General features: G+C 72.6%; 15 protein-coding genes. 13 read left to right on the top strand and 2 right to left on the bottom strand.

Annotated features, from left to right (window positions below):
• Nucleotides 1–8: 8 nt before the first annotated feature.
• The 4 genes from L942_RS34620 (at nucleotide 9) to L942_RS34605 (ending at nucleotide 5,248) form a co-directional block, all read left to right on the top strand.
• Nucleotides 9–1,070 (top strand): AAA family ATPase, encoded by a 1,062-nt coding sequence (locus L942_RS34620; RefSeq protein ID WP_037368339.1) that lies wholly within the window; start codon nucleotides 9–11, stop codon nucleotides 1,068–1,070.
• The gene (locus L942_RS34615; protein ID WP_037368336.1) at nucleotides 1,067–2,950 is read left to right on the top strand and encodes a vWA domain-containing protein; all 1,884 of its coding nucleotides are present in this window, start codon (nucleotides 1,067–1,069) and stop codon (nucleotides 2,948–2,950) included. Before L942_RS34620 ends, L942_RS34615 begins: the two co-directional genes overlap by 4 nt.
• Before the next feature lie 275 nt (nucleotides 2,951–3,225).
• The gene (cobA, locus tag L942_RS34610) at nucleotides 3,226–4,452 is read left to right on the top strand and encodes a uroporphyrinogen-III C-methyltransferase (RefSeq protein WP_037368334.1); all 1,227 of its coding nucleotides are present in this window, start codon (nucleotides 3,226–3,228) and stop codon (nucleotides 4,450–4,452) included.
• Between the two features lie 37 nt (nucleotides 4,453–4,489).
• On the top strand, nucleotides 4,490–5,248 hold the full coding sequence (locus tag L942_RS34605) for a PIG-L deacetylase family protein (protein WP_037368333.1): 759 nt from the start codon (nucleotides 4,490–4,492) through the stop codon (nucleotides 5,246–5,248).
• Nucleotides 5,249–5,380: 132 nt separating this feature from the next.
• Here the strand turns inward: L942_RS34605 and L942_RS34600 are convergent, their stop codons facing one another.
• Complete coding sequence (locus tag L942_RS34600) at nucleotides 5,381–6,256, bottom strand: alpha/beta fold hydrolase (protein WP_037368331.1); 876 nt, start codon at nucleotides 6,254–6,256, stop codon at nucleotides 5,381–5,383.
• A 109-nt stretch (nucleotides 6,257–6,365) separates the two neighbouring features.
• On the opposite strand from L942_RS34600, the gene L942_RS34595 reads away from it, so the two are divergent.
• A complete protein-coding gene (locus L942_RS34595; protein ID WP_037368329.1) occupies nucleotides 6,366–7,208 on the top strand; it encodes a crotonase/enoyl-CoA hydratase family protein in 843 nt (280 codons plus the stop codon).
• 36 nt (nucleotides 7,209–7,244) lie between these two features.
• Nucleotides 7,245–8,951, top strand: a complete 1,707-nt coding sequence (locus L942_RS34590) for an AMP-binding protein (protein WP_037368328.1) — start codon at nucleotides 7,245–7,247, stop codon at nucleotides 8,949–8,951.
• A gap of 18 nt (nucleotides 8,952–8,969) precedes the next feature.
• On the opposite strand, the gene L942_RS45715 is transcribed toward L942_RS34590, so the two are convergent.
• Complete coding sequence (locus L942_RS45715; protein ID WP_037368326.1) at nucleotides 8,970–9,200, bottom strand: hypothetical protein; 231 nt, start codon at nucleotides 9,198–9,200, stop codon at nucleotides 8,970–8,972.
• Between the two features lie 13 nt (nucleotides 9,201–9,213).
• Here L942_RS45715 and L942_RS45710 point away from each other — a divergent pair, with 13 nt between their 5' ends.
• From L942_RS45710 to L942_RS34550, 7 genes are all read left to right on the top strand, one after another.
• Nucleotides 9,214–9,408 (top strand): hypothetical protein, encoded by a 195-nt coding sequence (locus L942_RS45710; protein ID WP_037368323.1) that lies wholly within the window; start codon nucleotides 9,214–9,216, stop codon nucleotides 9,406–9,408.
• 352 nt (nucleotides 9,409–9,760) lie between these two features.
• Nucleotides 9,761–9,994: a hypothetical protein gene (locus tag L942_RS34575; RefSeq protein ID WP_037368322.1), complete on the top strand. Its 234-nt coding sequence runs from the start codon at nucleotides 9,761–9,763 to the stop codon at nucleotides 9,992–9,994.
• A gap of 625 nt (nucleotides 9,995–10,619) precedes the next feature.
• A complete protein-coding gene (locus tag L942_RS34570; protein ID WP_037368320.1) occupies nucleotides 10,620–11,216 on the top strand; it encodes a CDP-alcohol phosphatidyltransferase family protein in 597 nt (198 codons plus the stop codon).
• A 46-nt stretch (nucleotides 11,217–11,262) separates the two neighbouring features.
• On the top strand, nucleotides 11,263–11,646 hold the full coding sequence (gene gcvH, locus L942_RS34565) for a glycine cleavage system protein GcvH (RefSeq protein ID WP_037368318.1): 384 nt from the start codon (nucleotides 11,263–11,265) through the stop codon (nucleotides 11,644–11,646).
• A gap of 125 nt (nucleotides 11,647–11,771) precedes the next feature.
• On the top strand, nucleotides 11,772–12,242 hold the full coding sequence (garA, locus tag L942_RS34560; protein WP_009078859.1) for a glycogen accumulation regulator GarA: 471 nt from the start codon (nucleotides 11,772–11,774) through the stop codon (nucleotides 12,240–12,242).
• Complete coding sequence (gene ftsR / locus L942_RS34555) at nucleotides 12,239–13,009, top strand: transcriptional regulator FtsR (protein ID WP_081655355.1); 771 nt, start codon at nucleotides 12,239–12,241, stop codon at nucleotides 13,007–13,009. Before garA ends, ftsR begins: the two co-directional genes overlap by 4 nt.
• Before the next feature lie 212 nt (nucleotides 13,010–13,221).
• Nucleotides 13,222–13,695, top strand: coding sequence for a bifunctional nuclease family protein (locus L942_RS34550; protein ID WP_009078856.1), 474 nt, complete (start codon nucleotides 13,222–13,224; stop codon nucleotides 13,693–13,695).
• Nucleotides 13,696–13,705 lie beyond the last annotated feature (10 nt).

Here is a 13,705-nt window from a genome sequence, read left to right as displayed (position 1 = left end):
TCCACGTTTTGCACGCCCAGCTCACCGTCACGCCTGCCCAGCTGCCCGACATCCTGCTCACGACCGCCGTCGTCCGGCCGGTCTTCCTCTGGGGCGCGCCTGGGATCGGGAAGTCGTCGCTGGTCCGGGAGTTCGCGGCGGCGCTCGGCCTCGAGTGCGTCTCGCTGCTCGGTACCCAGCTTGCGCCCGAGGACCTGATCGGCGTCCCGCAGATCGCCGACGGGCGCAGCCGGTTCTGCCCGCCCGAGCAGATCGCCCGCGACGAGCCGTACTGCCTGTTCCTGGACGAGCTGAACGCCGCCTCGCCGGACGTGCAGAAGGCGTTCTATTCGCTGATCCTCGACCGGCGCATCGGCTCCTACGAGCTGCCGCCCGGTTCGGTGGTGATCGGGGCCGGCAACCGCGCGACCGACCAGGCGCTCGCCCGGCCGATGGCCTCGGCGCTGGTGAACCGGCTGGTGCACCTGCACCTGCGCGCGTCGGCGGGCGACTGGCTGGCCTGGGCGGCGGGCCACGGCATCCACCCGGCGGTGGTCGAGTACCTCACCCAGCGCCCGGACCACCTGTGGAGCCAGCCGCCGAAGACCGAGGAACCGTTCTCCACGCCCCGGTCCTGGCACATGCTGTCCGACCTGCTGCATTCCGCGGGCGACCCGCTCGACGACGAGACGGTCGGGCTGTTCGCGTACGCCACGCTCACCCCGCAGCACGCGGGCGCGTTCCGGTCCTATCTGAAGGTCGCCCGGCACGCCTTCGATCTGGAAGCCATCCTCAAGGGCGACGCGCGCTGGCCCGCCGAGCCGGGCGAGCGCGACCTGCTCTACTTCCTCGCCGAGACGTTCCGCGTCCGGCTCTCCCGCGACCTGCCCGCGGACAAGCGGCACGCGTCGGCGGCGGTGCGGCAGTTCGCGTTCCGCGCGAAGAGCCTGCTGGTCGAACTGGCGGAGATCTCGCTGGAGATGGCGCAGCTGGTGATCGCGGACGACGAGGCGGGCAACCCGCGCTTGCCGTCCTGGTTCCTGGTCGAGGCCGCGCGCGACCTGCCGCGCCTGGTGGCGGCTCGGGCATGAGCTCCGACGCGCGCCATCGCGAACGCCGGAACAAGGCGATCGACGCGGGCTGGGCGCTGGTCCGCGCGAACACTGTTTTGAAACGGCTCGCGGAGCGCGCGAGCCTGGACCGCACCAGCCTGACCGGGCCCGAGGCGTGGGCAGTCGTCGCCGACAGCGGCCTGATCACCGCGAACCGCGCCCGCGACGCCGAACCGGCCGAGTGGGCCTGGGTGTTCGCGCATCTGCTGCTGCACCTCGGCCTCGGCCACCTGGACGAGGAACAGCTTGCCGAGGCGGACGCGATCACCGCGGACCGGCACGTGGACGCGAGCTACAGCGCGGCGTGCTGCGTCGCGGTGCACCGGTTCGCGGAGGCGGTACGGGTCGGCGCCCCGCTGACGCTCTTGCCCGAGCTTCCCGGGACGGACGAGCTTTCCCTCGCCCGCGCTTGGCGCGAAACCGGCGTGCCCGAGGTCTTCCGTGCGCTGGGCACCGGCGGCGATCGGCCGTGTCTCGCGCTCGCGGAGCCGCCGAGCCGCTGGCACGTGCGGTACCACGGGAAATCCGCGCCGTGGACCGAGCGGTTCGCGCACGGCCTGATCGCTTCGGCCACCGAGGCGATGGAGCAGGCCGCCGACGCGCGCGGTCAGACCCGGCACCGCCGGAGCCTGGGGGAGTGGGACCGCGCGCTGGGCTGGTTCGCGTCGTCGTTCCCGCTGCTCGGCGCGGTCGCCGCCGGGTTCACCCTGGTCGCCGACCCGGAAGTGGTCCGCGCCTGGGACATCTCGGTCGCCGCGGTCGACGCCGAGCACGGCGAGATCTACGTGAACCCGAACGCCGCGCTGAGCGCCGAGGAATGGCGGTTCGTGCTCGCCCACGAGATGCTGCACGCCGCGCTCCGGCACGACCGCCGGGCACTGGGCCGCGACCCGTATCTGTGGAACGTCGCCTGCGATTACGTGATCAACGGCTGGCTGGTCGCCCTCGGCGTCGGCGAGTTGCCCGGCGACGGCCTGCACGATCCGCGGCTCGCCGGGCTGTCGGCGGAATCGGTGTACGACACGCTGACCACCGACCTGCGCCGCGCCCGCAAACTGCGCACGCTGGGCGGTCGCGAAGCGGGCGACGTGCTGGGCGGCTGGCTGTCCGAACCGGACGCCGCCGCCCGCCGTTCCTCGCGCCGGAGCGAGTCCAAGCCGCTCCCGTGGCGCGACGGCGACCGGACCGGCGGTGTCGACCTGGACGAGTTCTATCGCCGCGCGCTCAGCCAAGGCCTCGTCTACCACCAGGCACAGGGCCGCGGCCTGCTGCCGCTCGGGCTGGAGCAGGAGATCCGCGCGCTCGACCATCCGCCGCTGCCGTGGGACGCGCGGCTGGCCCAGTGGTTCGACGAGCACGTCCGCGCGGAGCAGCCGGTGCGCAGCTACGCACGGGCGTCGCGGCGCCAGTCGGCGACCCCGGACATCCCGCGCCCGGGCCGGGTCCGTCCGGAAAGGACCGAACGCCGGGCCACCTTCGGCGTCGTGCTGGACACGTCCGGCTCGATGAACGCGGAACTGCTGGGCAAAGCGCTCGGCGCGATCGCGTCGTACGCGCGGGCGCGCGACGTCCCGGCGGCCCGGGTGGTTTTCTGCGACGCGGCCGCCTACGACGCCGGATACCTTGCGGTGGAAGACATCGCGGGCCGGGTGAAGGTCCGCGGCCGCGGCGGCACCCGCCTGCAGCCCGGAGTGGACCTGCTGCGCCGCGCCCCGGACTTCCCGGCGGACGGCCCGGTCCTGATCATCACCGACGCGCAGTGCGACCACGTCCGTCCAGGGCGGGCACACGCGTTCCTGGTCCCGCGCGGCACCCGGTTGCCGTTCCCGCCGCGCGGTCCGGTTTTCCGGGTGGAGTGATCGGCCGCCTGCCCGGATTTCCGGCCACCGCGTGCGTTGGTGCCGAGTGGGGTCAGCACTCCCGACCGGCATTCCCGCCGGCGGGGATCCGCTCCGCCCGGCAGGACCCGGAATCGCGAGACTCCGCGAAGCCTCACCGCGGTCCCGTTCGAGGCGAACCCGCGAGGGCGCCGTCGATCATTGACCGCCCGCGCCGTCCGGTCCGGGGCGTGGCATGACCCACGCTCGGCGTGCAAAGCGGCGGAGGCGGTTCGCTCCGCTGTTAGATTCCCAGCATGGACGACCCGCACTACCTTTCCGGCCTGAACCTGACCGGCCGCCGCGTCGTGGTGTTCGGCGGCGGTTCCGTGGCCCAGCGCCGGCTGCCCCGGCTGATCAGCGCGGGCGCCCGCGTCGAACTGGTGTCGCCGCACACGACGCCGTCGGTGCAGGGGATGGCGGACGCGGGCGAGCTGGTGTGGCATCAGCGCCGTTACGCCGAGGGCGATCTGCGCGCCGCGTGGTACGCGCTGGCCTGCACGAACGACCCGGAGACCAACGCGGCGATCTGTGCCGAGGCGGAGCGGGAACGCGTCTTCTGCGTCCGCGCGGACGAGGGCGAGTCCGGTTCGGCGGTGACCCCGGCGACCGGACGGCACGGCGGTCTCCTGTTCGGCGTCCTGTCCGGCGGCGAGCCGCTCCGCTCGGCCGCGGTCCGCGATTCGATGCTGGACGGCCTGCACGCGGGTGCCATCGAGGACGGCCGCCAGCCGCATCCGGACGGTGCCCTGCCCGGGGTCGCGCTGGTCGGCGGCGGGCCAGGTGACCCGGACCTGATCACCGTCCGCGCCCGGCGGCTGCTGTCGCGCGCCGACGTCGTGGTGGTCGACCGGCTCGGCCCGCGCGATCTGCTGGACGAACTCGCGCCGGAAGTCGAGGTGATCGACGCGGCGAAGATCCCGTACGGGCGCGCGGCGAGCCAGGACGTGATCAACCGGACGCTCGTCGAGAAGGCCAAGGAAGGCAAGTTCGTCGTCCGGCTCAAGGGCGGCGACCCGTACCTGTTCGGCCGCGGCTTCGAAGAGGTCCAGGCCTGCGCCGAAGCCGGTGTCCCGGTGACCATGGTCCCGGGCATCACCTCGGCGTTCGCGGTGCCCGCGGTGGCGGACGTGCCGGTGACGCACCGCGGGGTCGCGCACGAGGTGGTCGTCGTGTCCGGGCACGTCGCGCCGGGAGACGAGCGGTCGCTGGTCGACTGGTCGCTGCTGGCCCGGATGCGCGGGACGATCGTGCTGATGATGGGCGTCGAACGGCTGCCGAAGTTCGCCGCCGCCCTGCTCGAAGGCGGCCGGCCGGGCGACACGCCGGTCGCGGTGATCGAGGACGGGACGATGCGGACCCAGCGGGTGCTGCGGTCCACGCTCGCCTCGGTGGCCGAGGAGGCGGCGGCCGCCGGGGTCCGGCCGCCCGCGGTGATCGTGTTCGGCCCGGTCGCCGGACTGGACCGGAATCAGGCCGGATAACGCAGACAGCGGGCCGCCGGAGCGCGAAGATGGCCGCATGACCCTGCCTGCTTTGCCCGAAGAGTCGTTCCGGCGGGTGCTCTGCGTCGTCGCGCACCCGGACGACATGGAGTACGGCACGTCCGCGGCCGTCGCGCGCTGGACCGCGCGCGGCATCGAGGTCGGCTACCTCCTGCTCACCCGCGGCGAGGCGGGCATGCCGAACCCGCCGGAGGAGACGGCCCGGCTGCGCGTCGCCGAGCAGCGCACCGCGTGCGCCGCGGTCGGCGTCGAGCACCTGACGATCCTCGAGCATCCGGACGGCGTGCTCGTCTACGGCCTCGACCTGCGCCGGGACATCGCCCGCGAGATCCGCCGGTTCCAGCCCGACGTCGTGCTCGGCTGCGGCTTCGACGTCGAAACGCCCTACGGCTTCGACCAGGCCGACCACCGCGCGGCCGGCCTCGAGACCCTCGACGCGATCCGCGACGCGGGCAACCGGTGGGTCTTCCCGGAGCAGATCGACGACGAGGGCCTGGCCCCGCATTCGGCGCGCTGGTATCTCGTGCCCGGCCTCCCGGGTTCCGGCGCGACCCATGGCGTCGACGTCACCGGCGAGCCGCTGCGGCGCGGCGTGGCGTCCCTGGAGGCGCACGCCGCGTACCTGGCCGCGCTTCCGGACCATCCGGCGCCGGCGGACTTCATCCCGCAGTTCGCGGCGATGAGCGGGAAGGCGATGGGGGTCGAGCACGCGGTCTTGTTCCGCGCCCACGACCTGCAGGCTCCGCCGCAGTTCCCGGATCCCGACGAGGACTGACCTGGGCGGCGTCCGCACGGGGACCCGCACGGCCAGTCGCGCGGCGTGCGGCACCAGCGCAGCCGCCGTCCTGCCGGTGCACCGCGGCTGCATTCGGCTTCGCCTGTTCCCGCCGGAGCGAGTCCGCGCGGCTCAGGCCGGATAGCGCCGGAAGGCGAAGTCCCGGATCGCCGCACTCAGCCGCTTCGGGTCGAACCGCAGCTCGACCGGGCTGCGGGCCTGCACGAACTCGGCGTTCGGCAGGTCCTCGGCCAGGCTGCCCGCGTCGCCGAACGGGTGGATCGGGTCGCCCTCGTGCCCGATCACCAGGGTCGGCGCGGTGATCGTGCCGCGGATCGACTTGGGCGGCGCGATCCGGCCGAACAGCACGCCGTGCAGCAGCGCGGCCATCGGGGCCGGTTCCTGGCTCAGGGTGTCCGTGATCACGTCCACCCACTGGTTCCCGTGCGGCACCAGGTGTGCGGCCAGCGCCACCCCGCGCACCGTCGCGGGCAGGAAGCGCGCGGCGAACAGCAGCGGCGCGAAGGTCAGCAGCCCGGCGATGATCGCGTTGTCCAGCACCGGCATTTCGACCACCAGCCCGCGCACCCGCGAAGGGGCGGCCACCGCCACCTCCAGCGCCACGTTCGCGCCCAGCGACGTGCCGCCGACCACCGCGTCCTCGATCTCCAGATGGTCGAGCAGCGCGACGGCCTGCTCGCCGAACGCGGGCATCGAATAGCGCCACGACTGCGTCGGCCGGTCCGAATCGCCGTGGCCGAGCAGGTCGAGGGTCACCACGCGGAATCCGGCGCGGGCGAGCCGCCGGGCCAGCGGCGCGTGCATCCGGCGGGTGAACATGATCCCGTGCATCAGCACCACGACGCGGTCGCCGCTGCCGTATTCGGTGTAGCACAGGCGCTGGCCCTCGTGCCGGAACGAGCCGGACAGCTCGATCGGCCGGGTCCTGCGGGCCGTCGCGGGTTCCGCCGGCGGGGCGTCGGCGACGGGCACGGGTGCCGGGTCCATACCGGTGCCTCCTCTCCACCTCGGGTCTCCAGGAAAGCATCTCGCGGCCGCGTTGGCACAGTGTCAACTCCGATGAGCTGGGGTCGCCGCGATGAGCAAAGATGACCGCATGACCGAACCAGTAGCCGCCCTGCCCGAACTCGCCTCGCTCCGCGTCGCCCTCGACGGACCGGTCGCCGAGGTGACCCTGCTCGGCCCCGGCAAGGGCAACGCCATGGGCCCCGACTTCTGGCGCGAGCTGCCGCTGGTGTTCGCCGCCCTCGACGCCGACGCGCGCGTGCGCGCCGTCGTGCTGTCCGGCAGCGGCAAGCACTTCTCCTACGGGCTTGACCTCCCGGCGATGATGGGCGGCTGGGCCCCGCTGCTGGCCGGCGACGCGCTGGCCGGGCCGCGCACCGAGTTCCACCGCGAGATCCAGCGGCTGCAGCAGGCGGTCAGCTCGATCGCCGAATGCCGCAAACCGGTCGTCGCGGCCGTGTCCGGCTGGTGCATCGGCGGCGGCGTGGACGTCATCACCGCCGCCGACATCCGCCTGGCCAGCGCGGACGCCAAGTTCAGCGTCCGCGAGGTCAAGGTCGCGATCGTGGCCGACATCGGCAGCCTGCAGCGGCTCGCGCCGATCATCGGCGAGGGCCACGTCCGCGAACTCGCCCTGACCGGCAAGGACGTCGACGCCGCGCGGGCGGAGAAGATCGGCCTGGTCAACGACGTGTACCCGGACCAGGAGACGCTGCTGGCCAAGGCCCGCGAACTGGCCGCGGAGATCGCCGCGAACCCGCCGCTGGTCGTCCAGGGCACCAAGCAGGTGCTGTCCGCGAACACCGAACGCCAGGTCGCCGAGGGCCTGCGCTACGTCGCCGCCTGGAACTCCGCGTTCCTGCCGAGCAAGGACCTCCAGGAGGCCGTGCAGGCCTTCATGGAGCGACGAGCGCCGGAGTTCAAGGGCGAGTAAAACAGGCACGGGGAAAGCGAGCACGAGGAGTACGACGTGAGCAACGGCGCTGAGGTCACCGGCTACCGGGCATTCCGCGCGGCGCGGGATTATCTGCTGGCCCACCGCGAGGACTACGAAACCGCCTACCGCGAGTTCGCGTGGCCGCAGCTGGACGAGTTCAACTGGGCCACGGACTGGTTCGACCGGATCGCGGCCGACCCGGCGAACGCGCAGCGGTACGCGTTGTGGATCGTCGAAGAGGACGGCGCCGAGAACCGCTGGACGTTCCCGGAGATGTCGGCCCGGTCCAACCAGGTCGCGAACTGGCTGCGCGGCCTCGGCGTCTCGCGCGGCGACCGGGTGATCGTCATGCTCGGCAACCAGGGCGAACTGTGGGAGACCATCCTCGCGGCGATCAAGCTGGGCGCGGTCGTGATCCCGGCGTCCACGCTGCTCGGCCCGGCCGACCTGGCGGACCGGGTGGAGCGCGGCAACGCGAAGCACGTGATCGTGCGTTCGGCCGACACGGAGAAGTTCGCCGAGGTCGCGGGCGACTACACGCGGATCGCGGTCGGCGAACCGGTTTCCGGCTGGCACGCCTTCGAAACCGCGTACGCCTCGGCCGCCGAATTCACCCCGGACGGGGTCACCCGCGCCGAGGACCCGCTGCTGCTCTACTTCACCTCGGGCACTACCGCGAAGCCGAAACTCGTGCAGCACACGCACGTTTCGTACCCGGTCGGCCATCTGTCCACAATGTACTGGATCGGGCTGGAGCCGGGCGACGTCCACCTCAACATCTCGTCGCCGGGCTGGGCCAAGCACGCGTGGAGCAACTTCTTCGCGCCGTGGAACGCCGAAGCGACCGTGTTCCTGTACAACTACTCGCGGTTCGACGCGGCCGCTCTGATGGCGCAGATGGACCGCTGCGGGATCACCAGCTTCTGCGCGCCGCCGACGGTGTGGCGGATGCTGATCCAGGCCGACCTGAGCGTGCTGCGGACGCCGCCGAAGAAGGTCGTGGGCGCGGGGGAGCCGCTCAACCCCGAGGTGATCGAGCAGGTCGAGAAGGCGTGGGGCGTCACCATCCGGGACGGCTTCGGGCAGACCGAGACCAGCGTCCAGGTCGCGAACACGCCGGGCCAGGACGTCGTGGCCGGTTCGATGGGCCGTCCGCTGCCCGGCTTCGTCGTCGCCCTGGTCGACCCGGTCACCGGCGAGCGCGCGAGCGAGGGCGAGATCTGCCTCGACCTCGCGCACCGGCCGGTCGGCCTGATGGCGGGCTACGCGGACGACGACGAACGCACGTCGGCGGCCTTCGCGAACGGCTACTACCACACCGGCGACGTCGGGTCGATCGACGAACGCGGCTACATCACCTACGTCGGCCGCACCGACGACGTCTTCAAGGCGTCGGACTACCGGATCTCGCCGTTCGAGCTGGAGAGCGTCCTGCTGGAGCACGAGGCGGTCGCCGAGGCGGCCGTGGTGCCCGCTCCGGACCCGATCCGGCTGGCCGTGCCCAAGGCGTACGTCGTGCTCGCTTCCGGGCACGAGCCGAACGCCGACACCGCCCGGGAGATCCTCGCGTACGCGCGGGAGCATCTCGCGCCGTACAAGCGGATCCGGCGGCTGCAGTTCGCGGACCTGCCGAAGACCATCTCGGGCAAGATCCGCCGGGTCGAACTGCGCGGCCGCGAGGGCGGCGAGCGGCCCGAGGGCGAGTTCCGCGAGGACGACTTCCCGGACCTCAAGTCCTGAGCCGCGGTGGTGCCGGCCTCACTCGGCCGGCACCACCGCCGCCAGCACGGTCTGCTCGCCCTTGCTGCACGTGGTGCCGCCCTGCGCGGCGGGCGGGCCGGAAACGCACAGCCAGCCGTCGACGGTCGCGTTGACCGGGTTGTTCGAGCCCGCCGCCTGCCGGCCGTTGATCGCCTGGTGGAACTTCTTGACCAGCGCCATCGCGTCCGCGCACGGGATGGCCTTGCTGTCGTAGACGTACAAGGTCATCCCGCTCGCCGCGGTGACCGTGCCGCAGGTGCCCGGAGCGGACGGCGGCGCCTGCTTCGACGGCTTCGGCGCGGCCGGAGCGCTGCTGGGCGGCGCGGGCGGACTGCTCGGGCTCCCGGTCTGCGGCAGCGGCGGGGGAGCGTGCGTGCTCGGCGCGGCCGAGGCGATCGCGGAGGGCGCCGACGAGGCGGCAGCCGGTGGCGCTTGATCCCCCGAACAGGCGGTGAGCGTGGGCAAAACCACCACAGCCGCGCACAGCGGCCCGTACACGGTTTTCGACGGGAGCACCGCGATCCTTTCTCCGGGGTCGCGCCCATTCTGGCCCCTCGCGCCCCCGCTGAGCGGCACCGACACACCGGAGCGGACGGTGTCGAGTCTATTGTGGACGGTGGGTTTCGGGTTCCGGACTGGGAAATCCGCATCGCCGGGACGCATCGTTCGGAGGAATCCGGCCCGGGGCGGTTAACGCCCGGCGGCCCCGCGCCGACGTAGAGGACAGGCGCCCCGCGCGTTCCAGGTCCCCGAAGCCCCGACGCCAGAGAGCACGAGTCACCGAGAGCATGAGCACCGAAACCGCCCCCGCAGCCGAGAACGACGCCCCGACCGACCCGCCGACCGAACCCTGCAGCGTGGTGTGGTGCGGCGGCCGCCCCTACGTCCTCGAAGCCGGCGGCATGCGCCCGCGCTGGGTGGGCACCGACGGCCGCGGCCGCCCGGAAACGCTGAGCACCGCGCAGCTGCGCCGCCGCGGATGGAGCCACCGCCGCGCGGCCTCCCGGCGGCACACCCGCTGAGCCGTCCGCCGGACGGCGGCCGGTCCCGGGGAGGGATTCCGGTCCGCCGTCCGGCGGATTCGCGTTTCCCTTCGCCCGCGCCGACGTTTCCCTTCGCCCGCACCGAATCGCCCGGTTGCCTGGCTTGGCGGCGGTGCGGAGTCGGCTGGTTGCCCGGCTTGCTGGCGGTGTGGAGGCGACCGGTCGCCCGGCTTGGCGGCGGTGTGGAGTCGGCTGGTTGTCTTGCTTGGCGGCGGTGCGAAAGCGACCGGTCGCCCGGCTTGCTCGGGGCGGCGACTCGCCTCGGTTGCCCGGCTCGCTCGCCGCGTCGGCTCGGCCGGAGGCCCGGCTCGCTCGCCCCGCCGATGCACCCGCCGCAGCGGCTCGTTCGCTGCTCCGCCGGAATCGTTCCAGTGCGGGGCCGACCGAATCCAGCCGAGCCATTCGCCGAGTGCTCGCGCGCAAGCGAAGCCAGGCGGCCCGGTCCGCCAGCCGGTGCTCCGCACGGCCCCGACGAGCGCCGCAGCCCCGAGAAGTCATTCCGGTAGCGCCGAGCGAGCCCCGCTCCCGGACCGGCGATCACCGCGGCGCCCGTTTCACCCCGCCAGGACACACCTCGCGAGCCCGTCCGCTCTAGGCTGACCGCGTGACGACGGTCCCCGACGAGCCCACGACCGAGCCCTCCCTCTGGCGGCAGGCGCTCAACGTGCCCAACCTGCTTTCCCTGCTGCGCCTGGCCGGCGTCCCGGTCTTCCTCTGGCTGCTGCTCGGCCCGAAAGAAGACGGCTGGGCGCTCGCGGTCCTCGTCTTCTCCGCGCTCACCGACTGGCTCGACGGGAAACTCGCCCGCTGGCTGGACCAGATGTCGCGGCTCGGGCAGCTGCTCGACCCCGCCGCGGACCGGCTCTACATCCTCGCCACGCTCGTCGCTTTCCTGATCCGCGACATCGTCCCGTGGTGGGTGGTCGCCCCGCTGGTGCTGCGCGAAGCGGTCCTCGGCGTCTGCGTGCTGCTGCTGCGCCGCGGCGGGTTCGCGCCGCCCGAGGTCACTTACATCGGCAAGGGCGCGACCTTCGTCCTCATGTACGCCTTCCCGTTCCTGCTGCTCACGCAGGGCGGCTCGGACGTCGCCGCGGTCGCCCGGCCGATCGCGTACGCGTTCATGGTCTGGGGCGGCGTCCTGTATGTCTGGTCCGGCGCGCTCTACGTCGTGCAGGCGGCTCGCGCGCTGCGCACCCGGTGATGGAAGATTGTCGGCAGGAAAGCCAGCACCAGGAAGGGGAGCGGCGTTGACCACTCCGGAAGAACTGCGCTACACCGAGGAGCACGAGTGGGTCGCGACCCGCGAGGGTTCGCTCGTGCGGGTGGGCATCACCGAATACGCGCAGGACCAGCTCGGCGACGTCGTGTTCGTCGACCTGCCCGAGGTCGGCAAGCAGGTCGGGGCGGGCGACCCGTTCGGCGAGGTCGAGTCCACGAAGAGCGTCTCGGAGCTGTTCGCGCCGGTCGACGGCGAGATCGTCGCGGTCAACGACGCGGTCGCCGAGTCGCCGGAGCTCATCAACTCCGATCCCTACGGCGAGGGCTGGCTCGTGGAGATCCGGCTCGACGACCCGGCCGGTCTCGAGGCGCTGCTCGAGGCCGAGGCGTACCAGGCGCTCATCAAGGGCTGAGCCGCCCGGCCCGGCGCCCGGGGCCGCAAGGGGAGCCCCAGGCTCCCGGGCCGGTCGGGCACGGTACGTTGACAGCTACACGTTCTTGGTCGATGACAACACATCATGCGTAGAGGAGAGCTCAGGTGAGCACGAACGACGGGCCCGGCGTTCCCCCGGAGCAGTCTCCGGAGCGGACCTCTGTCTTCCGGGCCGATTTCCTGGCCGACATGGAAGGCCAGCAGGAGTCCGCGCCGGCCGCCGAGGCACCGGTGCAGGGCGTCGACGCCCTCCCGCCGGGTTCCGCCCTCCTGGTCGTGAAGCGCGGGCCCAACGCGGGCTCCCGCTTCCTGCTCGACCGCGACACCACCAGCGCGGGACGGCACCCCGACAGCGACATCTTCCTCGACGACGTCACGGTTTCCCGCCGGCACGCGGAATTCCGGCGCGAGGGCGGGGAGTTCGTCGTGATCGACGTCGGCAGCCTGAACGGCACCTACGTCAACCGCGAGCCGGTCGACCAGGCCGTCCTCGCCGGGGGCGACGAGGTGCAGATCGGCAAGTTCCGCCTGGTCTTCCTGACCGGCCCGGGGCACGGGGGCCAGGGGGCGCAGTGACGGCGGCCGGGCAGCCCGGTCGTCAGGAGGCCCGGCGGGACGGGTTGAGCATCGGGGCGGTGCTCGCGCAGCTGCGCGGGGACTTCCCCGATGTCACGATTTCCAAGATCCGCTTCCTCGAGGCGGAAGGCCTGGTCCGCCCGGGCCGCACGCCCTCGGGGTACCGGCAGTTCTCGCCGGCGGACGTGGAGCGCCTGCGGTACGTGCTGTCCGCGCAGCGCGACCACTACCTCCCGCTCAAGGTCATCAAGGAGCAGCTCGACGCGGCCGACGCGGGCGTGCCGCCGCCCGCGCCGGTCCCGGCGGCCCCTCAGCTGCCGCGGCGGCTCGTGCCGCTCGGCGACGGGTGCGATCCGGCGGGACTGCCCGCGGCGGCGGACTTCGAGACCGGGCCGGACGTCCGGCTCACCCAGGAAGACCTGCTGGCCCAGGCGGGCATCGACGACGCGATGCTCGCCGAGCTGTGCCAGTACGGCCTGCTGCGCCCCGGCGCGGCGGGTTTTTTCGGCCCGGAGTCGGTGCTGATCGCGCGCACCGTCAAGGCGATGACCGAATTCGGGCTGGAACCACGGCATCTGCGCGCGTTCCGCGCCGCGGCCGACCGCGAGGTCGGCCTGCTGGAGCAGATCGTGACCCCGGCGTACCGGCATCGTGACGCGGACGCGAAGGCGCGCGCGGACGAGGTCGTGCGCGAACTGGCCGCGCTGTCGGTCACGCTGCACACCTTGCTCGTCAAGGCCGGGATCCGCGGCGTCGCCGGCGACTGACCCGGATTCCCGAGACGCGTCGTCCGTCACTTGTCAATGACTGAACCTCAGCGCCGGGATGCCGTACCGTGAGAGACGGTTCGCGAGACCACGAACCGAGAATGTCCGCTGCGAGCGAGCACAGCGCCCGGATGACGGGTAGCGTCGGAGACAACGGTCGTCAGCCGTCGCGAGCGCTGCGGCCCGTGTGCACGAGAGGGAGGCGAAGCCCGATGAGCGAGATGCGCGTCGTCGGCGTGCGGGTGGAACTGCCTGCCAATCAGCCGATCTTGTTGCTGCGGGAGACCGAGGGCGAGCGGTACCTGCCGATCTGGATCGGCTCGGTCGAAGCCACCGCGATCGCCCTGGAACAGCAAGGCGTCCGGCCCGCCCGGCCGCTGACCCACGATCTGCTCAAAGAGGTCATCGGCGCGCTCGGCCGCGAGCTCGAGCAGGTCGTGATCACCGACCTCAAGGAAGGCACGTTCTTCGCCGAGCTGGTCTTCGACGGCGACATCCGGGTCTCGGCCCGCCCGAGCGACTCGGTCGCGCTGGCGCTGCGGATCGGCGTCCCGATCCACGCGGTCGACGCGGTGCTCGAGGAGGCCGGGCTGATCATCCCGGACGAGCAGGAGGACGAGGTCGAGAAGTTCCGCGAGTTCCTCGACTCCGTGTCCCCGGAAGACTTCCGCGGCGCCGACACCTGAGCGGCCCGGC

Origin of the sequence: Amycolatopsis orientalis DSM 43388 (assembly GCF_000411975.1) — a bacterium.
GTDB classification, from domain to species: domain Bacteria; phylum Actinomycetota; class Actinomycetes; order Mycobacteriales; family Pseudonocardiaceae; genus Amycolatopsis; species Amycolatopsis orientalis_D.
This window is presented reverse-complemented; position numbering and strand designations above follow the sequence as displayed.

Coding starts and splice junctions, on each gene's coding strand:
- L942_RS34595 (WP_037368329.1), top strand. CDS start 6,366: ATGACCGAACCAGTAGCCGCCCTGCCCGAACTCGCCTCGCTCCGCGTC.
- L942_RS45715 (WP_037368326.1), bottom strand. CDS start 9,200: ATGACCTTGTACGTCTACGACAGCAAGGCCATCCCGTGCGCGGACGCG.
- L942_RS34615 (WP_037368336.1), top strand. CDS start 1,067: ATGAGCTCCGACGCGCGCCATCGCGAACGCCGGAACAAGGCGATCGAC.
- L942_RS34605 (WP_037368333.1), top strand. CDS start 4,490: ATGACCCTGCCTGCTTTGCCCGAAGAGTCGTTCCGGCGGGTGCTCTGC.
- L942_RS34600 (WP_037368331.1), bottom strand. CDS start 6,256: ATGGACCCGGCACCCGTGCCCGTCGCCGACGCCCCGCCGGCGGAACCC.
- L942_RS34550 (WP_009078856.1), top strand. CDS start 13,222: ATGAGCGAGATGCGCGTCGTCGGCGTGCGGGTGGAACTGCCTGCCAAT.
- L942_RS34575 (WP_037368322.1), top strand. CDS start 9,761: ATGAGCACCGAAACCGCCCCCGCAGCCGAGAACGACGCCCCGACCGAC.
- cobA (WP_037368334.1), top strand. CDS start 3,226: ATGGACGACCCGCACTACCTTTCCGGCCTGAACCTGACCGGCCGCCGC.